The organism is Rahnella sp. RFA10(1/100) (assembly GCF_004195115.1).
Classification (GTDB): domain Bacteria; phylum Pseudomonadota; class Gammaproteobacteria; order Enterobacterales; family Enterobacteriaceae; genus Rahnella; species Rahnella perminowiae.
Genome location: NZ_SEWR01000001.1, coordinates 648,901 through 672,814, shown reverse-complemented (window position 1 = coordinate 672,814; position 23,914 = coordinate 648,901). Strand labels below are relative to the sequence as shown.

Below are 23,914 nucleotides of genomic sequence, written 5' to 3'. Positions count from 1 at the left end.
AACCCTTAACCAGATTTGAAGGAATACACTCATGGCTCAAGTTATCAATACCAACACGCTGTCTCTGATGACGCAGAACAACCTGAACAAATCCCAGTCTGCACTCGGTACCGCTATCGAGCGTCTGTCTTCCGGTCTGCGTATCAACAGCGCAAAAGATGATGCTGCTGGTCAGGCCATTGCTAACCGCTTCACTTCTAACATCAACGGCCTGACTCAGGCTTCACGTAACGCCAACGACGGTATCTCTGTTGCGCAGACCACTGAAGGCTCACTGAGCGAAATCAACAACAACTTACAACGTATTCGTGAGCTGTCTGTTCAGGCTGCTAACGGCACCAACTCATCTTCTGACCTGACCTCAATCCAGGACGAAATCACTTCCCGTCTGTCTGAAATCGACCGTGTATCGGGTCAGACTCAGTTCAACGGCGTGAACGTACTGGCTTCTAACCAGACCATGAAAATCCAGGTTGGCGCTAACGATGGCCAGAGTATCTCCATCGACCTGCAGAAAATTGACTCTTCTACACTGGGTCTGTCTGGTTTCTCCGTATCTGGTAACGCACTGAAAACCAGCGATGCTATCACTCAGGTTGGTGACACTTCTGCAGCGCCTTCAGCTGTTGACCTGTCTGCTGCTGCAACTTCACTGACCACTTCTACCGGTTCAACTGTTGCTGCTTCAAGCCTGTCTCTGGTTAACATTCAGGACAGCACCGGTGCTGCAACTGATACTTATGCTGTTAAATTCGGCAGCAGCTACTATGCAGCATCCGTTGACAAAACTAACGGTAAAGTAACACTGAACACCTCTGACGTTGCTTACAGCGATTCTGCAAACGGCGTTACTGCTGCAAGCAAAACTGGCGCACTGGTGCAGGTTGGTACTGATGCAACCGGTAATGCTGCTGGTTTCGTAACTATCCAGGGTAAAAACTTCCAGGCGGGTACCAACGGTACTGACGTTCTGAAAAACAGCGCGGGCGCAACTGCAACAACTGTTGCCACTGCTACCTTTGATATCGCTACTGCTACTCAGTTCAAAGGCGCATCAAGCAACAACCCGCTGGCTGCAATCGACGCCGCTATCGCGAAAGTTGATACCTTCCGTTCTTCACTGGGTGCGGTTCAGAACCGTTTCGATTCTGCCATCACTAACCTGAACAACACCACGACTAACCTGTCTTCTGCACAGAGCCGTATTCAGGATGCTGACTACGCGACTGAAGTTTCTGCTATGTCCCGTGCGCAGATCCTGCAACAGGCTGGTACTTCAGTATTGTCTAAAGCTAACCAGGTTCCACAGTCAGTACTGTCCCTGCTGCAATAATTGCTGTTCAGCTTTTATGCTCACAAAAGGCGGCCATTTGGCCGCCTTTTTACTTAATGGGCTTGTAGAACTTCTGTTTAAACTGGGTATTACTTTTCTAATTTTTCGGAATCGAACATGAGAGAAATTCTGGTCAGTGAACCTTCCTATGTGACCCGTTTCAGTTGCGTGGGGGCAGCATGTCGCGATCATTGCTGCAAACGCTGGAATATCACGATCGATAAAGCGACTTATAATAAATATCTAAAGAGCGAAATTCCTGACATCCGCAAAATCACCCGGGAAGAGATGTTACTGACGAAGAAAAATGTTCAACAGTGGGCATTGATCAAATTCAACGAAGAAGGAAACTGTTCATTCTTCACTGAGGATAGCCTCTGCTATATACATAAAGTTGCCGGACCGAACGCGTTAAGCCATACCTGCTCTTCCTATCCGCGAACGCAGACTGCCTATAAGAATGAAGAATTAAAAAGTCTGAACCTGTCATGTCCGGAGTCAGTCAGGCACATTTTGTTCAACGAACAAGCCATGAACCTTGAAACGACGACGGTATTGAAAAGCAACTTTAACCCGTCATCCGCCGTAAACATGGAGGCGCGGTTGGTTAACCTTTTTTGTGCAAATCTGATGATGCAGCCGCAATATCGTGTTGAGGAGAACCTCTACGCGATCATTTACTTCATTATTTTTTATCAGAAAATCACCGGCAGTCTGGAAGAAAAAATTGGCCAAATGGAAGGCGCGTACGAAAGCATTGTGGCGCAGATGGCATCCGGTGCGCTCACGCAGGCGATGCAAAATGTGAAAGAGCTGCAAACTCTGGAGCTGCAATTGTTGCTCGGGTTGCAAAAGCACATGTTAGAAACCGAGGGGTTGCGCGGGCAAGATATGCTGCTTGATTACATGATTCGTCTGAATCATTTTTTCGGTTCTGATAAAACGGAAGAACAACTTAGCTCGGGCTTATCACAATTGAAAAAAGGTTGGGATGACATTGCGCTTCCCTGGTTAAACCAGCGACCTTACATTATGCGTAATTTCTTCCAGTATCGTTTTTATCATGACCAGTTTGGCATGAAACGGCAGCAACCCTTGCTGAAAGAAATTTATTTGATCGTGGTTGATTATTTTTTCATGAAATCGCTGCTTTCCGCCGCCGCGCTCGAAAAAGGGCATCTGACCGACGATGACCTGATCAACGTCATGTACAGTTATTCGACAGTCCGTCAGCATGACCGGAAAGTGGATGACAAGTTCTCGCAGGATATCGACAGATTTAAACGCAACGATGATCTGAGCGTGCTCAACCTGTTGGTTTAGTTTTCATACAAACCTCGCTCCGGCGGGGTTTTTTTTAACCAAAATTTACCATTCTTAAGGATTAATGCTACGCATTCACTGGTATAATTTAGGATAATCTTTAGGTTGTGATCTTTTTTTAATCGATCGTTGACGCGTTACCGGCAGACGTCTGCAAACAGAATGTGCGAGACATAATCAAAATAACCGTGCTTTTCAGGCCTTATTCAGCCGATTGAACAGCGGTTATCACTGGCACAATCATACTGACCCTCAATTTGCCAGGTTACGACAGTGAGCGATCTGTATACCGCCGACGGCGTGATAGACAAAAATTCTTTGTGGCAGCGCTATGTTCCGCTCGTGCGCCATGAAGCCCTGCGTTTGCAGGTGCGGCTTCCCGCCAGCGTAGAGCTTGATGATCTACTGCAAGCGGGGGGGATCGGCCTGTTAAATGCGGTTGAGCGTTTTGATGCGATGCAGGGGACGGCATTTACGACGTATGCCGTTCAGCGTATTCGTGGTGCCATGCTTGATGAGTTGCGTAGCCGCGACTGGGTGCCGCGCAGCGTCAGACGTAATGCGCGCGAAGTGTCTCAGGCGATGCATAGCGCAGAACAAAAATTAGGGCGACCGCCGAGTGAAGGAGAGGTGGCGCAGGTGCTGGATATTCCCATCGAGGAGTACCGGCAGATATTAATGGATACGAACAGTAGCCAGTTGTTTTCTTATGACGAATGGCGCGAAGAGCACGGCGATACTGCCGAGGCATTGATGGAAGGGCACGAAGAGGCCAACCCGTTACATCATCTGTTGGAGGGCAATTTACGCCACCGGGTGATGGAAGCTATCGATGCGTTACCAGAACGGGAAAAGATGGTACTTACGCTTTACTACCAGGAAGAGTTGAATTTAAAAGAGATCGGGGCGGTGCTGGACGTCGGGGAATCCCGTGTAAGCCAGCTCCACAGTCAGGCGATTAAGCGTTTGCGAACCCGTCTGGCTAACGACCACTGATCCGCTTTTTCCTGGCCGGTTATACATTTTATATCCCTTATCAGGAATAAATTTATGCCAGCGGGAATCAAAACAAGGCCTTTAAGCCGTTATCTTAAAGATTTTAAACACAGTCAGACTCATTGCTCACAGTGTGCAAAAGAACTCGACAGGATGGCACTGGTGTTTCGCGGGCAAATCATCAATAAAGAGGCCATCGCCAAGATGGACCAGCCTATTGATGATGACGTGTGGCACAACCTGTCGCAGGAACTGACCGCGCTGTGTCGTTTTTGCAGTGAGATAAGCTGTAACAGCCATTCGTCATATTTTGACATTATGGCGTTTAAGCAATACCTGTTTGAGCAGACTGAGATGAATCACAGCACGGTGCGCGAGTATGTTGTCCGCCTCCGCCGTCTGGATGAAATCCTCTCTGCAAACAACTATCCTCTGGAGAAACTTTCAGGGGACAGTATCCACCAGCGAATCATCAGTGATTTACCGGTGGCGGGTCATGACAACTACCGTATTGCCCTGCGCAAATACGACCAGTATCTGGCCTGGCAGAAATCCGCGTAATCGGATCTCAGACAGACTGACGCGCAATGCACAAACAGGCTCCTCCGGGAGCCTGTTTTTTTGTCTTGAATCTGTCCGCAGTTTCTATAAATTCTTTATATACTGACTCAATAACCCGTCTCTGAATCTAACCTACTTTAACGATAACAACTTCGTACCGCTCTGTGCCGTGCGTCAGGGGAACACTGTGCCTGCTAAAATTTCTTTGCTTAAAACCCGGCTGGAAGCCTTCGATCGTCTCGATTTACTGTGCAGTGCCACACCACTGGAAAAACTGCATCGTCTTTCTGAATACGTCGGCCGCGATATTTACATCAAACGTGATGACATTACACCGCTGGCGATGGGGGGCAATAAGCTGCGAAAACTGGAATATCTGACCGCGGCTGCGCTGGCAGAAGGTGCCGATACGCTGGTCACTGCCGGTGCCATTCAGTCAAACCATGTACGCCAGACCGCCGCCGTAGCCGCTAAACTGGGCCTGAAATGCGTTGCCTTGCTGGAAAACCCGATCGGCACTACCGAAGCGAATTATCTGACCAACGGCAACCGTCTGCTGCTGGATCTCTTTAACGTGGAAGTGGTGATGTGCGACGCACTGCATGATCCGATGGCGCAACTTGCCGAACAAGCTGAACGCCTGGAGGCACAAGGTTTTCGTCCGTACGTGGTGCCGGTTGGCGGCTCCAATGCTCTCGGCGCACTCGGCTATGTGAAATGTGCGCTGGAAATCGCCGAGCAATCTTCAGCCAGTTTTGTGGATTTCAGTGCCGTGGTGGTGGCATCCGGCAGCGCCGGTACGCACGCCGGTCTGGCGGTCGCTTTACAACATCTCATGCCGGATACACAGTTGATTGGCGTGACAGTGTCACGTAGCGCCGATGCCCAACGTCCGAAAGTCGAAGCCATTGCCCGGGACGTGACAACACAATTGCAGCTGGGTGAGAAAACGCCGTCAATTATCTTGTGGGACGACTATTTTGCGCCGCGCTATGGTGAGCCAAATGAAGGCGGGACTGCCGCCGTGAAACTGCTGGCAGAGCAGGAAGCGATGTTATTGGATCCGGTGTATACCGGCAAAGCGATGGCCGGTTTACTTGAGGGTATTGAGCGCGGATTATTCCCGGAAGAAGGCCCGATTCTGTTCATTCACACCGGCGGCGCACCGGCACTGTTTGCGTATCATCCGCAGGTTTAATACTCTACAATCCGCTTATGCTTTTTTGAGCTAAGATTATAGAATTATATTCCTGATAACTGGCGCAGCGGGTGCTACTGTGCGCAAATTAGTAGGGGATATAGCGTTCTATAACTAACTATAACTGAGGTGAATATGGGTTTTTCTACACTGCGTCGTCGTTTGCTTCTGGGTGCTGTTGCGGTCACGCTGACCGCAGGCATGGTCAGCAATGCATTGGCTGACGAAGGGTTACTGAAGAAAGTTAAAGATCGTGGCACTTTGATCGTCGGGCTGGAAGGGACTTATCCTCCGTTCAGTTTTCAGGGTGAAGACGGCAAACTGACCGGTTTTGAAGTCGAATTTGCGGATGCGCTGGCGCAGCACATGGGCGTGAAAGCGAAACTGCAACCGACCAAATGGGACGGCATGCTGGCTTCGCTGGAATCTAAACGTATCGACGTGGTGATCAATCAGGTGACCATTTCTCCTGAGCGTGAGAAAAAATATGACTTCTCTACGCCGTACACTGTTTCCGGTATTCAGGCGCTGACCAAAAAAGGACAGGAAGGCACCATCACTAAGCCTGAAGATCTGAAAGGCAAAAAAGTCGGTGTAGGTCTGGGCAGTAACTATGAGCAATGGTTACGTCAGAACGTGCAGGGTGTGGATATCCGTACTTATGATGATGACCCGACTAAATATCAGGATCTGCGCGTAGGCCGCATCAACGCTATTCTGGTAGACCGTCTGGCAGCACTGGATCTGGTCAAGAAAACCGGTGATACCTTAGCGGTTGCAGGCGCGCCTTTCTCCCGTCTGGAATCGGGCGTGGCGATCCGCAAAGACAACCCGGAACTGCTGGCCGCGATCAACAAAGCGATTGCTGAAATGCAGAAAGACGGCTCACTCGCGAAGATCTCACAGAAATGGTTCGGCGCGGATGTAACGAAGTAATGCTCGTCATAACTGAACTTGCCTTGGCGTTAGCTGCGCTTGCTCGCCCGAATCACTTACCTGTGTAAGCTCATCGGGACTTGGGCACTTGCTGCCTTGATGCAAGTTCATTTATTTAGAGCATCGGTGAATATCTCAAAGATCCAGAAAATCTAAAGGTCTTAGATGCAAGAAAGTATTCAACTGGTGCTGGATTCAGCACCATTTTTATTGAAAGGGACACTGTTTACGCTTCAGCTCAGTCTGGGCGGGATGGTGTTCGGTCTTATTCTGGGCTTCGTGCTGGCGCTGATGCGCCTTTCGCATTTCTGGCCACTGTCATGGTTGTCGCGTTTTTACGTCTCCGTTTTCCGTGGCACGCCGCTGATCGCCCAGTTGTTTATGATTTACTACGGTCTGCCCCAGTTTGGCATTGAGCTGGATCCTATCCCGGCGGCGATGATTGGCCTCTCTCTCAATACGGCGGCGTATACCTCTGAAACCCTGCGTGCGGCGATTTCGTCTATCGAAAAAGGGCAGTGGGAAGCGGCAGCCAGTATCGGCATGAATCCGTGGCAAACCCTGCGCCGCGTGATTTTGCCGCAGGCCGCCCGTACCGCGCTGCCTCCTCTGGGCAACAGTTTCATCGGGCTGGTGAAAGATACCTCGCTGGCGGCGACTATTCAGGTGCCGGAACTGTTCCGGCAGGCACAACTGGTTACCTCACGCACACTGGAAGTGTTCACCATGTATCTGGCGGCATCGGTCATTTATTGGGTGCTGGCGACCGTTTTATCCTTCCTGCAAAACCGTCTGGAAGACCGCGTTAACCGTCAGGATCAGGAGCCTTCATGAGTACTATTGACGTAAAGCAACTGACTAAAAAATTCCACGGACAAACGGTGTTGCACGGTATTGATTTGCAGGTGAATGCCGGGGAAGTCGTGGCGATCATTGGCCCCAGCGGCTCGGGTAAAACCACCTTATTACGCAGCATTAACCTGCTGGAAGAGCCGGACGGCGGCACCATCAAAGTCGGTAATATCGAAATTGATGCCAGTAAGCCTGTCAGTAAACAGAAGAATAACGTCCGTGAACTGCGCAAGCAGGTAGGGTTTGTTTTCCAGAACTTCAATCTGTTCCCGCACCGTTCAGTGCTGGAAAACATCATTGAAGGGCCGGTGATAGTGAAGGGCGAGCCGAAAGAAAAAGCCATCGCCACGGCACGTCAGCTACTGGAAAAAGTCGGGTTAAGTGGCAAAGAAAATGCCTATCCGCGCCGCCTCTCCGGTGGTCAGCAGCAACGCGTTGCCATTGCCCGCGCACTGGCAATGAGCCCTGAAGTAATTTTGTTTGATGAACCTACCTCCGCCCTTGACCCGGAGCTGGTGGGGGAAGTTCTCAACACCATCCGTGCACTGGCTCTCGAGCGTCGCACTATGGTGATAGTGACCCACGAAATGAGTTTTGCCCGTGACGTAGCAGACCGCGCTATTTTTATGGATCAGGGAAAAATAGTGGAACAGGGGCCCGCGAAGGAACTGTTCTCAAATCCGCAACATGCGAGAACGAAACAGTTTCTGGAGAAGTTTCTGGCACACTGAGGTCAAAACCGTGGGTTGCCACCCACACGGGCCTCAAGGGGCGCCTGTCGCCGCACCCCTTGAGAATCCCGGGCTCTTTAACTGCGCGCTTCGCTGGAGGCTATGTTTCAGCGAGCGAGGTGATAGCCGCAAAATCCCGCCGCTGCGCGGTGCCCTGCACTCGGGTTACAACCCGCGCAAAAAGAATCGCGGTTTTTCACCTCTCGTTACGGCGTGATTTTGGAACCGGCCTCCGGCTTTTAGTTCGCAACCTCACTGATTTTAATATGAAAGGCCAAATGGTTTTGAATTTAAGATCGTGCGGGCGATTCAGAAATCTTGCTGAACGGAGCGGCCTGAAGACCAAAGGCTTCAGGACCGAGAGAAGGCACCGCATAGCGGCAAGATTTCCAGCCTGTCACAGTGGTTGCTGAAACATAGCCTGCGTGCGGATCACTTGTTTGAAAAAGCGAGGGGAGTTCAGAGGGGAAAAGCTTTTTCCCCTCTGGCCGGTTTCGGCGCGAAAGGCCGCGTGATAACCGTTCTTGAGAAACCGAAATTGTCTCGATCCATTCCTCACTGCAACTGAAATCCAAAAAGTTTCCTCAGGCTTTTTAAAAGCCGCCCACTTGCAGCGGCTCTCCTGCAACTCCTGCTTTACCCGATCGTCATCAGACTCGCATTTCCCCCGGCGGCAGCCGTATTCACGCTCAGTGAACGTTCATGTAACAGACGTTCCAGCAGAATATTGTCCTCACCGCGCGCAAAGCCCTGTACCGATATAATGGCTCCCGGACGCTGGGCAATGGTCTGGCAAAGTTCGCGCAACTGATCCGCATCACCGTGGTAAATCACCGCGTCAAACACCTGCGTGTCGGTCTGCCAGTCTTTGGCGAAATCGATACGCGCCTGTACTGCTTTTGGCAGGCTGTTGAACAAATCACGTTGCAACGGCGCTTCCGGCCAGAGAATACGGCAACCTGTCGCGGTGACGGCGGCAAGTTGGATCAGGACATCATCCTGATTATCAGCCAGCGCCAGAACGCGCTCACGCGGTAACAGCGCGTAAGTGTTGCGTTCGCCGGTAGGTCCCGGCAGGGTACGCAAGGTGCCGCCCTGACTGGTTTGCGCGAAACGTTCGCAAACCGTGACAAACTGCTCGCGGTGCTTCTGTTCTGTCGCCCATTGTTGCAGCGCGCGGTGAGGTGCCAGCAAGGCCTCGCGGACGGAGGTATCGAGCGGCAGTTCGCGATCCTGCCGTAACAGGGTTTGCGGTACGGCGTCTTGCGGACGGCTGCTCAGCAGGCGATACAGATACAGCGGGCCTCCGGCTTTAGGACCGGTACCGGACAGACCTTCGCCACCGAACGGTTGCACACCCACCACGGCACCGACCATATTGCGGTTCACGTACATGTTGCCGACGTGCGCCTGCTGGGTAACACGATGAATGGTTTCGTCGATGCGGGTATGAATGCCCAGCGTCAGGCCGTAACCGGCAGCATTAATCTGACCGATCAGCGTATCCAGGTCCTGACGGGCATAGCGCACCACGTGCAGCACCGGTCCGAAGATTTCTTTCTTCATCTCATCAAAGCTTTCCAGCTCGATCAGCGTGGGTTTCACAAAGGTGCCGCGGCTCCACTCCTGCTGGTCAGCGGTAAATTCCTGCGTGGCCTGATACACGGTGCGGCCTTTGGCACGCATCGCATCGATATGTTTTTCGATACCGGCTTTGGCTTCGGCGTCGATCACTGGCCCGATATCGGTACTCAGACGCTCCGGATTGCCCATGCGGCACTCCGCCATCGCACCGCGCAGCATTTGCAGCGTGTGATCGGCGACATCCTCCTGAATGCATAACACACGCAGAGCTGAACAACGCTGGCCGGCACTGTCAAAGGCCGAGGCCACCACGTCCATGACCACCTGTTCGGTCAGCGCGGAAGAATCAACAATCATGGCGTTCAGGCCGCCGGTTTCGGCGATAAGGGGTGTCGGACGTCCCTGCGGATCCAGACGACCGGCAATGTTGCGTTGCAAGATACCCGCGACATCCGTCGAACCGGTAAACAGCACACCACGGACACGTTCGTCATTCACCAGTTGCGAACCGACCGTTTCCCCCTGACCGGGCAGCAGTTGCAATACGCCAGCCGGTACACCGGCTTCATGCAGAATGCCCACGGCCAGCGCAGCGACCAGCGGCGTTTGTTCAGCGGGTTTTGCCAGTACGCTGTTGCCTGCGGCCAGCGCGGCAGCAATCTGACCGGTAAAGATTGCCAGCGGGAAGTTCCACGGACTGATACAGACCACCGGCCCCAGCGGACGGTGTGTGTCATTGGCGAAATCTTCGCGGATCTGCCCGGCGTAATAATGCAGGAAATCTACGGCCTCACGCACTTCAGCGATGGCGTTATTAAAGGTTTTTCCTGCCTCGCGCACCAGCACACCAAGCAGGTTTTGCAACTGCGCTTCCATCAGTTCTGCGCCGCGTTGCAGGATGGCGGCACGTTCTTCGGGAGGTGTCGCAAACCATATCGCACCGGCAGCAGTTGAGGCATCCAGCGCACGGCTGATTTCCGCCTCCGTCGCTTCCCGAACATACCCGACGATATCGGTATTTTCAGAGGGATTGATCACCGGCAGGAATTCGCCATCATCCGTCTGCGCATCAATTATCGGTTGTGCTTTTACCGGATGGCTGGCGCTTTGCAGCAGGGCGCTGGACAGGGATGCCAGGCGGTGTTCGCTGGACATGTCCAGACCCGCAGAGTTGACGCGTTTGTCACCGTAAAGATTGCGCGGCAGTGCGATACGCGGGTGCGGTAGTCCGACCTGACCTTCACTGGCGGCCAGCGCTTCAACTGCCAGAACCGGATCGGCAACCAGTTCCCCGATCGGTAACGTGGCATCAGCGATACGGTTAACAAAGGACGTGTTCGCACCATTTTCCAGCAGACGACGCACCAGATACGCCAGCAGCGTTTCATGTGTACCGACCGGGGCATAAATACGGCACGGGCGGTTCAGTTTGCCGTCAGAAATTTTCCCCACCACCTGCTCGTACAGCGGTTCACCCATGCCGTGCAGACACTGGAATTCGTACTGTCCCGGATAATAGTTATTTCCGGCCAGTTGATAAATCGCCGCCACGGTGTGGGCGTTATGCGTTGCGAACTGCGGATAAATCAGGTTTGGCACGGCCAGCAGTTTACGGGCGCAGGCCAGATAGGAAACATCGGTGTAAACCTTGCGGGTATAAACCGGATAATCCTCCAGACCGTCCATTTGCGCGCGCTTAATTTCGCTGTCCCAGTACGCGCCTTTCACCAGGCGGATCATCAGACGGCGGCGGCTGCGCTGTGCCAGATTGGTCAGGTAATCAATGACCATCGGACAACGTTTCTGATACGCCTGGATCACGAAGCCGATACCGTTCCAGCCGGCCAGTTCCGGTTCAAAGCACAGTTTTTCCAGCAAATCGAGAGAGATTTCCAGACGGTCAGCTTCTTCGGCATCAATGTTAATGCCGATGTCGTAACTGCGTGCCAGCAATGTCAGCGAAAGCAGGCGCGGATACAATTCTTCCATCACACGTTCATATTGCGCCCGGCTGTAACGCGGGTGCAGGGCGGAAAGTTTGATGGAAATGCCGGGGCCTTCATAAATGCCGCGACCATTGGATGCCTTGCCAATGGCATTGATCGCCTGCTGATAAGACAGTAAATAGGCCTGGGCATCTTTTCCGGTCAGCGAGGCTTCTCCCAGCATGTCGTAGGAATAGCGGAAACCTTTTTCTTCATGTTTACGGGCATTGGCCAGCGCTTCGGCGATGGTTTCACCGGTTACAAACTGTTCACCCATCAGGCGCATCGCCATGTCCACGCCTTTGCGGATCAGGGGTTCACCGCTTTTACCGATAATACGGTTCAGAGATTTTGACAGACTTGCTTCATTGTGTGTCGCGACCAGTTTTCCGGTGAACAGCAAACCCCAGGTTGCGGCGTTAACGAACAGCGACGGGCTGCGTCCCAGATGTGAATGCCAGTTACCGTTGCTGATTTTGTCGCGGATTAACGCATCGCGTGTCGGTTTGTCGGGGATACGCAGCAATGCTTCCGCCAGACACATCAGCGCTACGCCTTCCTGAGAAGACAGAGAGAACTCCTGCAACAGGCTTTGCACCATCCCGGCGCGGCCGTTTGCACTCTTTTGGTTTCTGAGTCTGGTGGCGATATCAGCCGCGAGTTTCAGCGCTGCATCATTGAGCGGGGCAGGCAGACGCGCCTGTTCAAGCAGCATGGATACGGCTTCAGGCTCAGGGCGGCGATAGGCGGCGGTGATAGCCGAGCGGCTGACCGACTGTGGCAGAATTTGCTCAGCGAAATCAAGGAATGGCTGATGGGCTTCCTGAACAGGTTGTACAGCGGCATCTTCCGCACCTTCAGGTGCAGCGCCATTCAGTGCCGGAATTTCCGGCAGTGTATCGCCGTTTTCCAGCCGTTCAAGATAGGAAAATATCGCTTGTTTGATCAGCCAGTGCGGCGTGCGGTCAATTTTGTGAGCCGCTTCTTTTAGCCTGTCACGCGTACCTTCATCCAGCTTCACGCCCATCGTGGTCATACCCATGCGCAAACACTCCATATGAAAAATTTCAGGTGAATTCGTTATCTTTATGTCGAGCAATATCTTCTATGTTGCAACCTTGTGCAACCTTGTTAATGCATGAAGTGTGCCTGTTGTGATTCACCTGGCATTTTTAACAAGAAAATAACGGCATGGATCTTGCCTGTCTTGTCATGGCGTCAATATCAAGGGTTATATCGGGTGCAACTTTCCGTGCTGCAAAGTACAACCCGTATTGCGGATAACTGTGATGGAGGGTGAATTTTGTGTATTTGAAATGTTAAAAATATTGAAAAGTGGATAAGGCTAAACCAGTATCCGGCTCGACAGTAATTTTGAATAAAAACCATACAGAGTCAGTGACTATATAAAAATATGGAGAGTCTTGCTGCAACCTTTAGAGGTTTCAGCCATCATCTCGCCCCGGCAGGTTTTTGGCAGCACTTCGGGTGGAGTGCTGCCGGGACAGACAGGTGCCGGACAACATCGCAAAAAATAAGAAAGTGGAGAATGGAATGACAATGAACACACCGATGCTGGTGACGTTTTGTGTTTATATTTTCGGGATGATTTTGATTGGGCTCATCGCGTATCTACGAACCAAAAACTTTGATGATTATATTTTGGGCGGACGCAGTCTGGGCAGCGTGGTCACGGCGCTGTCCGCCGGTGCTTCCGACATGAGTGGCTGGTTGTTAATGGGGCTGCCGGGTGCGATTTTTATTTCCGGCATTTCGGAAAGTTGGATCGCGATTGGTCTGACTATCGGCGCATACCTGAACTGGAAACTGGTGGCGGGGCGGCTACGTGTACACACCGAAGCCAATAACAATGCGCTGACGTTGCCGGATTACTTTACGCATCGTTTTGAAGATTCGAGCAAGCTGCTGCGCATTATTTCCGCGATTGTGATTTTGGTGTTCTTCACCATTTATTGTGCCTCCGGCATCGTGGCCGGTGCACGTCTGTTTGAAAGCACCTTCGGCATGACGTACCAGACCGCGCTGTGGGCCGGCGCGGCGGCGACTATCCTTTATACCTTTATCGGCGGTTTTCTGGCCGTCAGCTGGACCGATACCGTGCAGGCCAGCCTGATGATTTTCGCACTGATCCTGACACCGGTTATCGTCATCCTCGCCGTTGGCGGCATTGATACCTCGATGATGGTCATCAAAGCCAAAAATCCTGAATACACTGATATGTTTAAGGGCATGAATCTGGTGGCGATACTGTCATTGCTGGGCTGGGGGCTGGGCTATTTCGGTCAGCCGCACATTCTGGCGCGTTTCATGGCGGCCGATTCTCACTTCACTATCCGCAGAGCGCGCCGTATCAGCATGACATGGATGATTTTATGTCTGGCAGGTACCATCGCTGTAGGATTCTTCGGCATCGCGTACTTCAGCAATAATCCGGCTGAAGCGGGCAACGTGACGCAAAACGGTGAGCGCGTGTTCATCGAGCTGGCGAAAATTCTGTTCAACCCATGGATTGCCGGGATCTTGTTGTCCGCTATTCTGGCAGCGGTCATGAGTACCCTGAGTTGTCAGCTACTGGTGTGTTCAAGCGCCATTACTGAAGATTTCTACAAAGCTTTTCTGCGAAAAGGCGCGAGTCAGCGCGAACTTGTGTGGGTGGGGCGTGCAATGGTGCTGATCGTGGCGCTGATTGCTATTGCGCTGGCTGCCAACCCGCAAAACCGGGTTCTCGGTTTGGTCAGTTATGCCTGGGCCGGTTTCGGTGCCGCATTCGGGCCGGTGATCCTGATTTCCGTGATGTGGAAACGTATGACGCGTAACGGTGCACTGGCGGGGATGTTGGTCGGTGCAATAACGGTGATCCTTTGGAAACAATATGGCTGGGCTGAATTATACGAAATCATTCCCGGTTTCATTTTCGCGTCACTGGCTATCTGGATTGTCAGCCTGACGGGGCGTAAGCCTTCCGCCGCTGTTGAGCAGCGTTTCACCGCCGCGGAAGCGGAATATAAAACTGTTTAACCGATAATCTCCTGTTGTGTCACTCAGACCGGGGTCATTCAGGCCCCGGTTTTCAGCATTATCCGCCGCATAAGCCTTCCGTCTGATTTTTTCATGTGTATTTACCGATCCCCTTTCAAAAAAAGGATCGGTTGCCTCTTGTATTTCTTTTGGCAAGAATGATAATCACTATCGTTTCTTTTTACTTTTCTTTACAGAGGCCTCATACATTCTGTGGTTCGTCAGAATTCAGGGGCCGGGAGCTCGTCATGTTCGTTCCGTTTCTCATTATGTTTCGCGAAGGGCTGGAAGCTGCGCTGATCGTCAGCCTGATTGCCAGCTACCTCAAACGGACGCAACGCGGGCAGTGGCTCGGTGTGGTCTGGATTGGCGTTTTCATCGCCGCTGCGCTGTGCCTGGCGCTCGGTCTTTTCATCAATGCCACGACCGGTGAGTTTCCGCAAAAACAACAGGAGCTGTTTGAAGGTATCGTCGCCGTCGTCGCGGTGTGCATTCTGACATACATGGTGTTCTGGATGCGCAAAGTGTCAAGGTCTATCAAAGTGCATCTGGAAGGGGCGATTGATCATGCGCTGAATTCCGGTCGCGGTCAGGGCTGGGCACTGGTTGCGATGGTGTTTTTTGCGGTTGCGCGTGAAGGGCTGGAATCGGTGTTTTTCCTGCTGGCAGCCTTCCAGCAAGACGTGGGTATTGAAGCCCCGATCGGTGCAGTGCTTGGCCTCGGCGCGGCCATCGTGCTGGGTTTCCTGATTTATTACGGCGGCGTGAAACTGCATCTGGCGAAGTTTTTCAAATGGACCAGCCTGTTCATCCTGTTTGTCGCCGCCGGACTGGCTGCGGGCGCTATCCGCGCGTTCCACGAAGCGGGGTTGTGGAACCGTATGCAGGACATTGCCTTTGATCTGAGCGGGACTTTATCCACACACTCTTTATTTGGCACCTTGCTGGAAGGGATGTTCGGGTATCAGGAAGCGCCGACGGTCAGCGAAGTTGCGGTGTATTTCCTGTATCTGATCCCCGCGCTGTTCCTGTTCTTTATTCCACAGAGTAAATCGCCTGTGGCTGCGCCGGTTTCTGCCGGGCAAAAAACACAACGTTAATTTTATCAACTTCATTCCTCATTTTGCCCTTGCCACGGAGTTACACATGCCACATTTTCGCCGTAAAGCTTTACAGATCGCCCTGTTGTCCCTGCCGGCCTTTGCGCTGAGCGCCAACGCGCTGGCTGCTGATGTTCGTCAGGTCAAAATTGCTGTTAATGACAAACAATGTGAACCGATGACGCTGACCGTGCCGGCCGGTAAAACTCAGTTTGTTATCCATAACAACAGTCAGAAAAACCTGGAATGGGAAATCCTCAAAGGCGTGATGGTGGTGGAAGAACGTGAAAACGTGGCGCCGGGTTTCACGCAGAAAATGACGGCTAACCTTGAGCCGGGCGAATACGACATGACCTGCGGCCTGCTGAGCAATCCGAAAGGTAAACTGACGGTTACCGCTGAAGGTACGGCCGCTTCCGGCAAGCCTGACGCCATGGCGCTGGTCGGCCCGATTGCGGAATACAAAGTGTATGTGACTCAGCAGGTGGCTGAACTGGTGGCACATACCAAAGCCTTTACGGACGCGGTGAAGAAGGGCGATCTGGCGAAAGCGCAATCCCTGTACGCTTCTACCCGCGTTTACTACGAGCGCATCGAACCGATTGCCGAACTGTTCTCTGATCTGGACGGCAGCATCGATGCCCGTGAAGATGATTTCGAGAAAAAAGCCGAAGATCCTAACTTCACCGGTTTCCACCGTCTGGAGAAAATCCTTTTCGCGGACAAAACCACCCAGGGCACCGAACCGTTTGCCGACAAGCTGTATGCCGATACCGTTGATTTGCAAAAACGTATCGCAGAGCTGACCTTCCCGCCAAGTAAAGTGGTCGGCGGCGCAGCGGGCCTGATTGAAGAAGTGGCCGCCAGCAAAATAAGCGGCGAAGAAGATCGTTACAGCCGCACTGATCTGTGGGATTTCCGGGCCAACCTTGATGGCGCACAGAAAATTGTCAATCTGCTGCGTCCGTTGCTGGTCAAAGCCGACAAACCGTTGCTGGATAAAATCGACGCCAACTTCAAAACCGTTGATGCGCTGCTGGACAAATATAAAACCAAAGACGGTTACGAGAATTACGAAAAACTGTCTGATGCGGACCGTAACGCAATGAAAGGTCCTATCACCACGCTGGCAGAAGACTTGTCCAAACTGCGCGGTGTACTTGGTTTAGATTGATATCTTTAGCGCCTCCCCCTGCGCAGGAGGAGGCGCTTTTAAATTCCTGAGGCATAGCAATGAGCAACAAAAACGATAATCAGAACGAAGTTTCTTCTTCCCGCCGCAGTTTACTCAAGGGCGTGGGATTGTTAGGCGGGGCATTTGCCCTGGGCGGCGCAGCCACAGCGCAGGCTGAGAAAACACCCGGAGCAAAGAACGAATATACACCAGGGACTGTTTCCCCTGACGAGCGCTGGGGCAGGCAACCCTATTATGGCGAGCATCAGGCGGGTATTTTAACGCCGCAACAGGCATCGATGATGCTGGTTTCCTTTGACGTGCTGGCCACTAACAAAGCTGATCTGGAGCGTCTTTTCCGTCTCCTCGATTCACGTTTTGCCTTCCTGACCACAGGCGGCACTGCGCCTTCAATGGATCCGAAATTTCCGCCCATGGATTCAGGGGTGATGGGCGCAGAAATCTACCCGGACAATCTGACCATGACGCTTTCTGTCGGGGATTCTCTGTTTGATGAGCGCTTCGGGCTGGCACCACATAAGCCTTTGAAATTACAACGCATGACACGTTTCCCGAATGATTCTCTGGATGCCAAACTCTGCCACGGTGACCTGTCCTTGCAAATTTGCGCCAACAACAGCGATACCGTGGTGCATGCGCTGCGGGACATCATCAAATATACGCCTGATTTACTCAGCGTACGCTGGCGTCGTGACGGCTTTATTTCGTCCCATGCGGCGCGCAGTCAGGGCAAAGAAACGCCGATCAATCTTCTGGGCTTTAAGGATGGTACGGCGAACCCGGATGCCAAAGATAAACCTTTGATGGATAAAGTTATCTGGGTGACCGGCGGGCAGGGCGAACCGGCCTGGACGGTGGGCGGCAGTTATCAGGTGACACGTCTGATCCCGTTCAAGGTGGAATCCTGGGACCGCACGCCGCTGCAGGAGCAGCAGTCTATTTTCGGGCGCGACAAAGCCACCGGCGCACCGCTGGGGATGGAAAAAGAGCACGACGTGCCGGATTACGAAAAAGACCCTGATGGCAAGACGATCCGCCTCGATGCGCATATCCGTCTGGCGAATCCGCGCACTAAAGCCACCGGAGACAGCCTGATGTTGCGCCGTGGTTACAGCTATTCCCTGGGTGTGACTAATTCCGGGCAACTGGAAATGGGACTGGTTTTTGTCTGTTATCAGCATGACCTGGAAAAAGGTTTCCTGACCGTGCAGAAACGTCTGAACGGTGAAGCGCTGGAAGAATATATCCGCCCTAACGGCGGTGGCTTCTTCTTCACGTTACCGGGCAATAAAGACGAAAGTCACTATCTCGGACAATCGTTAATCGAAGCGTAATTTAACTCCTTCCCTTCGCCGGGGAGGGAGCCGATCCCAGAGGAACCCAAACCAGACATCATTTTTACGCCTGGTTACGCATTTCATTGCCTGTTAATACTCCGCCTCATCCAAAAAAATCTCAGTAATGTCATGATGATAAATCGCAAAACTGATTTATTACGTTGCCTGTTCTGAGACTGTTATGACCATCAACCATACCCGCAGAAAATTACTGATTTTTGGCATCGGACTTTCGCTGACCGCGCCGCGTTTGTACGCCGCCCAAAAAGCGGTGCGGATCACCATGACTTCAGATGCCAGTCAGATTCACCTGGCACTCCCTGCGGCAGATAAACGCTGTCGCGTGTTTATGCTCAGTGCGCCGGAGCGGGTCGTGATTGATATGCCGTTGACATCATTTCCGCCGGAACTTGAGCATGCACTGACCGTGGTGCGGCAGAAGTTTTCCTGGGTCACAGAAGGGCGCATTGCTCATTTCAGCCCTGAGGTGGCGCGCATCGTGTTGCAGGTGAACGGTAAACCGAAGATTACGCGTAACACGGAAAATGGTGTCCTGACGGTGACGATATCGGCAGAAAGCCATGCTGCCGCAATTGGGCCGGTCGTGTCCCCTTCGCCGCAGGCGGAGAAACCGCTGCTGGTCATGATCGATCCGGGTCATGGCGGCAAGGATCCGGGGGCAATCGGTAATGAAGGCACTTATGAAAAACATGTCGTGCTGCATATCGCCAAACGCCTGCAAACTTTGCTCAGCCAGCAGCACGGTATTCACGCCGTGCTGACCCGGCAGGATGATGTATTTATTCCGCTTTATCACCGCGTCAGCCTGGCGCATCAGCATGCGGCGGATCTGTTTATTTCGATACATGCCGACGGTTTCACCAACGATCTGGTCTCCGGAGCATCGGTTTTCGCGCTGTCTGAACACGGCGCAGGCAGTGCGATGGCGCGCTATTTATCGCAAAGCGAAAACAGCGTCGATGTGTTGTACGACGACGATTTTAAAACGGACGATCAGTATCTTAAAGAAACACTGTTTGATCTCGACCAGCACGAAACCATTCACCGCAGCCTGGATTTTGGCAGACATCTGGCAGCAAATATCAGTAAAGTCCATCACATGCACAGCCCGCATCCGGAACAGGCAGGTTTTGCGGTACTGAAATCCCCGCGTATTCCTTCCGTGCTGGTGGAGACATCCTTCATCACCAATAAACAGGAAGAAAAATTACTGGGTGAGCCGGTGTTTCAGGAGAAAATGGCCCATGCGCTGGCCGAAGGGATTAACAGTTACTTCATCAATGAAAAGAAAAATAATCTGCTGAGCTGAGAGAAATTCAGCACGATTAAAGAGGATCTGAAAAAGATCCTCATGATCCTATTGACGTCAGCCACAAACTTTTTTACATTTTGGTAACGCAAATGTTTCAGTTGTCATTATAATGACATTTATAAGCGGTAGTTTTCACGAGGTGTACGGCAGGTGCCGTTAATAACACTGCGGGGAGCGCGAATGGTAAAGTCCATGTTTGGGCTGTTGATCGAAAATAACACACTTCTCTCATTCACCCGTTGTTGCTTAAATGCAAACGGGGGCAAGGCTTCCGACTCTCTATTATTTCAGGATTTACTTTCAGGTTTTTCCTACCGCTTTTTACAAAAAATATCATCCACCCAACCCCAACCCTGTTGTTTAACTGACCGCCTATTTGTTGGTGAAAATGATGTGAATATCACTGGCTTTTATTCTGGACGTTTTATTGTATGGGTCAGCGGTTTGTCATTATTGACAATGCCTCCTCGTGAACAGAAAACAACCCAAAGAGTTTCCGTTAATTCCTTCAGGTTCTTTTCCTCTTCACGTTATTCATTGGCTCCACTTGGTCTAAAAGGAGACCAAAACCTCATTTGTTAGTGAAACATAACCGTGCGGGCATTATGCCTTAGCGTTAAGTGAATCAAACTGTAAGGTGCCACTATGGGAAGACAGAAAGCAGTGATCAAAGCTCGTCGTGAAGCAAAACGTGTTATTCGTAATGATTCACGCAGTCACCGCCAGCGCGAGGAAGAGTCTGTGACGTCATTGGTACAGATGGGCGGTTTGGAATCGATCGGCATGGCTCGCGACTCCCGCGATACGTCCGTCATCGAAGCGCGTACTGAAGCTCAAGGTCATTACTTATCAGCCATAGAGAATAAGCAGTTAATTTTTGCCACCGGTGAAGCCGGTTGCGGCAAAACATTTATCAGCGCTGCGAAAGCGGCAGAGGCATTAATTCACAAAGAAATCGACAGAATTATTGTGACACGTCCGGTATTGCAAGCCGATGAGGATCTCGGTTTCCTGCCCGGTGATATTTCTGAGAAGTTTGCACCCTATTTCCGTCCGGTCTACGACATTCTGCTACGTCGTCTGGGTTCATCATTCCTGCAATATTGTTTGCGACCGGAAATAGGCAAGGTGGAAATTGCGCCATTCGCTTATATGCGCGGGCGTACTTTCGAAAACGCGGTGGTTATTCTGGACGAAGCGCAGAATGTCACAGCCAGCCAGATGAAAATGTTCCTGACCCGTCTCGGCGAAAATGTGACGGTGATTGTTAACGGTGATATTACCCAGTGCGATTTACCACGTGGCGTAGTATCGGGGCTCAGCGATGCAATGTCCCGCTTCGAAGAAGACGAGATGATCGGCATCATTCAGTTTGGTAAAGAGGACTGTGTGCGTTCGGAGCTGTGTAAACGCACCTTGCACGCTTACTCTTAATTCTCCCATCGTTCCCATGAAAAAGGCCGCTTATCTGAGCGGCCTTTCTTTTTGTGCCTCCGCCTTCGCAGGAGAGGGGTTAAAGCATTATCAGCATCATATAGGCACAAAACAACGCAAGATGCGCGGTACCGTTTAATACATTGGTACGGCCGGTGGAGAAGGAAATCTGGCACAGAATCAGCACTGCCAGCATCACCACAATGTTTGCCGGGTCAAGACTGAAAATCAAATCCTGGCCTGTCAGCGTGGCAATGACGGTCACTGCCGGAACGGTCAGTGAAATTGTCGCCAGCACGGAGCCGAAGAACAAATTCATGGCGCGCTGCACCTGATTTTTCAGCACGGCTTTCAGTGCGCCCAGACCTTCCGGAGAGAGGATCAGTAACGCGACCAGGAAACCCGTGAACTGCGCAGGGGCATTCAGTTCTGTCAGCAGGCTTTCCAGCGGATTAGCATTGAACTTAGTCACCGCAATAACCAGCACCAGATGGACGATCAACCACAGGGTGTGTGTCAGATTGCTTTTTGACGATGGCTTGCCATGACCCTCTTCTTCACCTTCATCTTCATGCTCGTAGATAAACAGGCTCTGATGGGTTTTGGTCTGAATAAGCAGAAATACGCCGTACATGGCGGCTGAAATCACTGCCACAAACAACGCCTGTGGCGTCGAGAAATTGCCCGCCGGCAAGGCGGCAGGCAGCACCAGCACAATCACCGCCAGCGGGAATATCGCCATCAGGTACTGTTTGATACCGCCGAGATTGACATACTGTGTCGCAAACTTACGCCCGCCTAATAACAGGGCCACGCCCACCAGACCGGCGGTAACAATCATAATGATCGAGAATAACGTGTCACGCATCAGCGCGGGGGCGGCATCGCCGGTCGCCATCAGGGCCGAAATCAGGCTGACTTCGAGGATCACGACGGAAAGGCTGAGGATCAGCGACCCGTACGGTTCGCCAAGACGGTGCGCCAGAACATCGGCATGGCGTACGACGCTGAACGCACTGGCGAGGATACCGACCAGCGCGATGAGATTAATGCCGACAACCGAGGCGAAGTTACTGCTGTTGCCCCAGAGGACGAGAACGAGAAGTGCAGCGATGGGAAAAACCAGGGAGTATTCCTGATGGCGGGTTTTGATTTTTGGATGTTCCTGTGAAGACACCATGATGATTATTCTCCTTATAAACGCTCACGTAATAACAACCGCCTGTCTGTCAGTTGTCAGCAAAATGCCTGGCAGCATTAAGGTATAACCCATTAAGTATAGTAGATAAATTAACCTATTAACAGGATAAAATCAGGCTTAAGACATAAAGCATGCAATAGACTTCATTTATCAGGCCGGGATGTGGATTAAATGATGATAAAAATTAAATTAATTGTGATTGTTAAAATATTAAGTCTTTTTAAAACAACCAATTAATATGATATAACGAAAATATAGCGTTTATGCGTCAATTTATGTAAATACTTGGAGTACCCCTATAAATTACTGGCGCCGAGGTGCCGCCAGCAGCACGATAACGAGAATAATCTGGCGGAGTCCTTTGAGGGTAGCAGCTAGACTTAACATTGTGCGTACACACCGCACACAAAAATTATCAGTGCCATGCACGTCATGAAAAAGGAGACGACTATGCCTTATCAGAACCGAGCAGCGTTGCCTGAATCCGTGCGCAACGTGCTGCCTGCCCACGCACAGGATATCTATAAGGAAGCGTTTAACAGCGCATGGGATGAATATAAAAAACCCAAAGACCGGCAGGGCGATGACTCCCGGGAGGAAACGGCGCATAAAGTTGCCTGGGCCGCAGTGAAACATGGATATAAAAAAGGAGACGATGATAAGTGGCACCCTAAGAAATCCTGATGTTTATGGCAGGTGAGGGCGTTCCCGCACCTGCCTGAAGACCTGCCCGCCCCCCCGTTTTTGTTTTATTCCCGCCCGAAATATCAACATTCATACAATGTTCATAAAATAATCACTTTATTTTCCTTTTGTGATCACTCTCAACCTTGATTGCAACGAAAGAAACGAATAAGGTTTCATCCTGTGGGGGTATACGAAACTTCTTAATAAAATTGCCCCGCAGCCTGAAGCTCAGGCAAAAACTGTCCGATAACATCAACAGATGAAACCCACCACAGCGGAGAACACAGCGTTAACAGCATGTCATGTTCAAAAGTAAGTCGTACCTGGGGGAATGAATGTTAACTCGAGATTTCCTGCGTAACGCAGATTGCAAAACAGCATTTGGCAGCATTGATGAATCGATGCTACTGACCCCTGAACAGCGCGCTGCCTCTTTGTGCTGCACGCTGGCGCGTCGCCCCGACAACAGCCCGGTCTGGATTTTTGGTTACGGTTCACTGATGTGGAACCCGGTTTTTGACTCAGAAGAGGCGCGGCCTGCCACCTTGCACGGTTATCATCGTGCCTTCTGTCTGCGTCTGACCGCCGGGCGTGGCACCCTTGCGCAACCCGGCCGTATGCTGGCGCTGCGGGATGGCGGCAAAACCACTGGCCTGGCGTTCCGTCTGCCTGAAGACACCCTTCTCGATGAACTCGAACTGCTGTGGAAACGTGAAATGCTCACCGGCTGTTACCGTCCGACCTGGTGCGAACTGGATCTCGACGATGGCCGCAAGGTGACCGCGCTGGTGTTTATTATGGATCCCTCGCACCCGCAATATGAAGCCGATACCGATTATCAGGTTATCGCCCCACTGATTGCGCAGGCCAGCGGCCCGCTCGGCACCAATGCGCAATACCTGTTTGCACTGGAAAAAGAGCTGAACAACTACGGCATGCGTGACGATTGTATGAGCGAGCTGGTCAAACAGGTGCGGATGCTGTTGTCTGTTTCTCCGGGGCTGGATGTCCCGGGACTGAGTTAACGTCGGGTCTGGTATTGCCGGCTGTGCGGGGTTGCCGTGCAGCCATTTCATTCATCTCTCCCGT

At 51.8% G+C, this 23,914-nt stretch carries 20 protein-coding genes and 1 pseudogene; 18 read left to right on the top strand and 3 right to left on the bottom strand.

Going from position 1 to position 23,914, the window contains the following annotated elements; translation table 11 throughout:
- The first annotated feature begins 31 nt into the window (after positions 1 to 31).
- The 8 genes from ETV65_RS02845 (at position 32) to tcyN (ending at position 7,930) form a co-directional block, all read left to right on the top strand.
- On the top strand, positions 32 to 1,333 hold the full coding sequence (locus ETV65_RS02845) for a FliC/FljB family flagellin (protein ID WP_129951485.1): 1,302 nt from the start codon (positions 32 to 34) through the stop codon (positions 1,331 to 1,333).
- Between the two features lie 117 nt (positions 1,334 to 1,450).
- A complete protein-coding gene (fliB, locus tag ETV65_RS02840) occupies positions 1,451 to 2,656 on the top strand; it encodes a flagellin lysine-N-methylase (RefSeq protein WP_129951484.1) in 1,206 nt (401 codons plus the stop codon).
- A gap of 273 nt (positions 2,657 to 2,929) precedes the next feature.
- Positions 2,930 to 3,652, top strand: a complete 723-nt coding sequence (locus ETV65_RS02835; RefSeq protein WP_129951483.1) for an RNA polymerase sigma factor FliA — start codon at positions 2,930 to 2,932, stop codon at positions 3,650 to 3,652.
- A 54-nt stretch (positions 3,653 to 3,706) separates the two neighbouring features.
- Positions 3,707 to 4,213, top strand: coding sequence for a flagella biosynthesis regulatory protein FliZ (gene fliZ / locus ETV65_RS02830; protein ID WP_129951482.1), 507 nt, complete (start codon positions 3,707 to 3,709; stop codon positions 4,211 to 4,213).
- Positions 4,214 to 4,400: 187 nt separating this feature from the next.
- The gene (locus ETV65_RS02825) at positions 4,401 to 5,411 is read left to right on the top strand and encodes a D-cysteine desulfhydrase (RefSeq protein WP_129951481.1); all 1,011 of its coding nucleotides are present in this window, start codon (positions 4,401 to 4,403) and stop codon (positions 5,409 to 5,411) included.
- A 135-nt stretch (positions 5,412 to 5,546) separates the two neighbouring features.
- The gene (gene tcyJ, locus ETV65_RS02820) at positions 5,547 to 6,347 is read left to right on the top strand and encodes a cystine ABC transporter substrate-binding protein (protein WP_129951480.1); all 801 of its coding nucleotides are present in this window, start codon (positions 5,547 to 5,549) and stop codon (positions 6,345 to 6,347) included.
- A 165-nt stretch (positions 6,348 to 6,512) separates the two neighbouring features.
- Positions 6,513 to 7,181 (top strand): cystine ABC transporter permease, encoded by a 669-nt coding sequence (gene tcyL, locus ETV65_RS02815; RefSeq protein ID WP_129951479.1) that lies wholly within the window; start codon positions 6,513 to 6,515, stop codon positions 7,179 to 7,181.
- A complete protein-coding gene (tcyN, locus tag ETV65_RS02810; protein WP_129951478.1) occupies positions 7,178 to 7,930 on the top strand; it encodes an L-cystine ABC transporter ATP-binding protein TcyN in 753 nt (250 codons plus the stop codon). The genes tcyL and tcyN overlap by 4 nt, the downstream gene beginning before the upstream one ends.
- A 290-nt stretch (positions 7,931 to 8,220) precedes the next feature.
- Here the strand turns inward: tcyN and ETV65_RS02805 are convergent, their stop codons facing one another.
- Together ETV65_RS02805 and putA are read right to left on the bottom strand one after the other, a co-directional pair.
- Positions 8,221 to 8,505, bottom strand: a complete 285-nt coding sequence (locus ETV65_RS02805; RefSeq protein WP_129951477.1) for a hypothetical protein — start codon at positions 8,503 to 8,505, stop codon at positions 8,221 to 8,223.
- A gap of 61 nt (positions 8,506 to 8,566) precedes the next feature.
- Positions 8,567 to 12,541: a trifunctional transcriptional regulator/proline dehydrogenase/L-glutamate gamma-semialdehyde dehydrogenase gene (gene putA / locus ETV65_RS02800; RefSeq protein WP_129951476.1), complete on the bottom strand. Its 3,975-nt coding sequence runs from the start codon at positions 12,539 to 12,541 to the stop codon at positions 8,567 to 8,569.
- A 512-nt stretch (positions 12,542 to 13,053) separates the two neighbouring features.
- Here putA and putP point away from each other — a divergent pair.
- From putP to phoH, 8 genes and pseudogenes are all read left to right on the top strand, one after another.
- Positions 13,054 to 14,538, top strand: a complete 1,485-nt coding sequence (gene putP / locus ETV65_RS02795; RefSeq protein ID WP_129951475.1) for a sodium/proline symporter PutP — start codon at positions 13,054 to 13,056, stop codon at positions 14,536 to 14,538.
- 248 nt (positions 14,539 to 14,786) lie between these two features.
- Positions 14,787 to 15,638, top strand: a complete 852-nt coding sequence (gene efeU / locus ETV65_RS02790) for an iron uptake transporter permease EfeU (RefSeq protein ID WP_129951474.1) — start codon at positions 14,787 to 14,789, stop codon at positions 15,636 to 15,638.
- A 46-nt stretch (positions 15,639 to 15,684) separates the two neighbouring features.
- The gene (efeO, locus tag ETV65_RS02785; RefSeq protein WP_129951473.1) at positions 15,685 to 16,812 is read left to right on the top strand and encodes an iron uptake system protein EfeO; all 1,128 of its coding nucleotides are present in this window, start codon (positions 15,685 to 15,687) and stop codon (positions 16,810 to 16,812) included.
- Positions 16,813 to 16,871: 59 nt separating this feature from the next.
- Positions 16,872 to 18,167 (top strand): iron uptake transporter deferrochelatase/peroxidase subunit, encoded by a 1,296-nt coding sequence (efeB, locus tag ETV65_RS02780; protein ID WP_129951472.1) that lies wholly within the window; start codon positions 16,872 to 16,874, stop codon positions 18,165 to 18,167.
- 184 nt (positions 18,168 to 18,351) lie between these two features.
- Positions 18,352 to 18,678 (top strand): annotated as a pseudogene (locus ETV65_RS25355) (AMIN domain-containing protein); the annotation flags it as partial.
- Positions 18,667 to 19,500 (top strand): N-acetylmuramoyl-L-alanine amidase, encoded by an 834-nt coding sequence (locus ETV65_RS02775; RefSeq protein WP_346654673.1) that lies wholly within the window; start codon positions 18,667 to 18,669, stop codon positions 19,498 to 19,500. The pseudogene ETV65_RS25355 and the gene ETV65_RS02775, both read left to right, overlap by 12 nt.
- Before the next feature lie 183 nt (positions 19,501 to 19,683).
- Complete coding sequence (locus ETV65_RS02770; RefSeq protein WP_129951470.1) at positions 19,684 to 20,085, top strand: hypothetical protein; 402 nt, start codon at positions 19,684 to 19,686, stop codon at positions 20,083 to 20,085.
- Between the two features lie 63 nt (positions 20,086 to 20,148).
- On the top strand, positions 20,149 to 20,937 hold the full coding sequence (phoH, locus tag ETV65_RS02765) for a phosphate starvation-inducible protein PhoH (RefSeq protein ID WP_120131086.1): 789 nt from the start codon (positions 20,149 to 20,151) through the stop codon (positions 20,935 to 20,937).
- Positions 20,938 to 21,016: 79 nt separating this feature from the next.
- On the opposite strand, the gene chaA is transcribed toward phoH, so the two are convergent.
- Complete coding sequence (gene chaA, locus ETV65_RS02760; protein ID WP_129951469.1) at positions 21,017 to 22,117, bottom strand: sodium-potassium/proton antiporter ChaA; 1,101 nt, start codon at positions 22,115 to 22,117, stop codon at positions 21,017 to 21,019.
- Between the two features lie 471 nt (positions 22,118 to 22,588).
- Here chaA and chaB point away from each other — a divergent pair, with 471 nt between their 5' ends.
- Positions 22,589 to 22,822: a putative cation transport regulator ChaB gene (gene chaB, locus ETV65_RS02755; RefSeq protein WP_129951468.1), complete on the top strand. Its 234-nt coding sequence runs from the start codon at positions 22,589 to 22,591 to the stop codon at positions 22,820 to 22,822.
- A gap of 338 nt (positions 22,823 to 23,160) precedes the next feature.
- Positions 23,161 to 23,850 carry a gamma-glutamylcyclotransferase gene (locus ETV65_RS02750; protein WP_129951467.1) on the top strand — a complete coding sequence of 230 codons (690 nt, stop codon included), beginning with the start codon at positions 23,161 to 23,163 and terminating at the stop codon, positions 23,848 to 23,850.
- Positions 23,851 to 23,914: the final 64 nt, after the last annotated feature.

Coding starts and splice junctions, on each gene's coding strand:
- chaB (WP_129951468.1), top strand. CDS start 22,589: ATGCCTTATCAGAACCGAGCAGCGTTGCCTGAATCCGTGCGCAACGTG.
- ETV65_RS02845 (WP_129951485.1), top strand. CDS start 32: ATGGCTCAAGTTATCAATACCAACACGCTGTCTCTGATGACGCAGAAC.
- fliB (WP_129951484.1), top strand. CDS start 1,451: ATGAGAGAAATTCTGGTCAGTGAACCTTCCTATGTGACCCGTTTCAGT.
- chaA (WP_129951469.1), bottom strand. CDS start 22,117: ATGGTGTCTTCACAGGAACATCCAAAAATCAAAACCCGCCATCAGGAA.
- efeU (WP_129951474.1), top strand. CDS start 14,787: ATGTTCGTTCCGTTTCTCATTATGTTTCGCGAAGGGCTGGAAGCTGCG.
- tcyN (WP_129951478.1), top strand. CDS start 7,178: ATGAGTACTATTGACGTAAAGCAACTGACTAAAAAATTCCACGGACAA.
- efeO (WP_129951473.1), top strand. CDS start 15,685: ATGCCACATTTTCGCCGTAAAGCTTTACAGATCGCCCTGTTGTCCCTG.
- putP (WP_129951475.1), top strand. CDS start 13,054: ATGACAATGAACACACCGATGCTGGTGACGTTTTGTGTTTATATTTTC.
- tcyL (WP_129951479.1), top strand. CDS start 6,513: ATGCAAGAAAGTATTCAACTGGTGCTGGATTCAGCACCATTTTTATTG.
- ETV65_RS02770 (WP_129951470.1), top strand. CDS start 19,684: ATGGTAAAGTCCATGTTTGGGCTGTTGATCGAAAATAACACACTTCTC.
- fliZ (WP_129951482.1), top strand. CDS start 3,707: ATGCCAGCGGGAATCAAAACAAGGCCTTTAAGCCGTTATCTTAAAGAT.
- tcyJ (WP_129951480.1), top strand. CDS start 5,547: ATGGGTTTTTCTACACTGCGTCGTCGTTTGCTTCTGGGTGCTGTTGCG.
- phoH (WP_120131086.1), top strand. CDS start 20,149: ATGGGAAGACAGAAAGCAGTGATCAAAGCTCGTCGTGAAGCAAAACGT.
- ETV65_RS02750 (WP_129951467.1), top strand. CDS start 23,161: ATGTTAACTCGAGATTTCCTGCGTAACGCAGATTGCAAAACAGCATTT.
- putA (WP_129951476.1), bottom strand. CDS start 12,541: ATGGGTATGACCACGATGGGCGTGAAGCTGGATGAAGGTACGCGTGAC.
- efeB (WP_129951472.1), top strand. CDS start 16,872: ATGAGCAACAAAAACGATAATCAGAACGAAGTTTCTTCTTCCCGCCGC.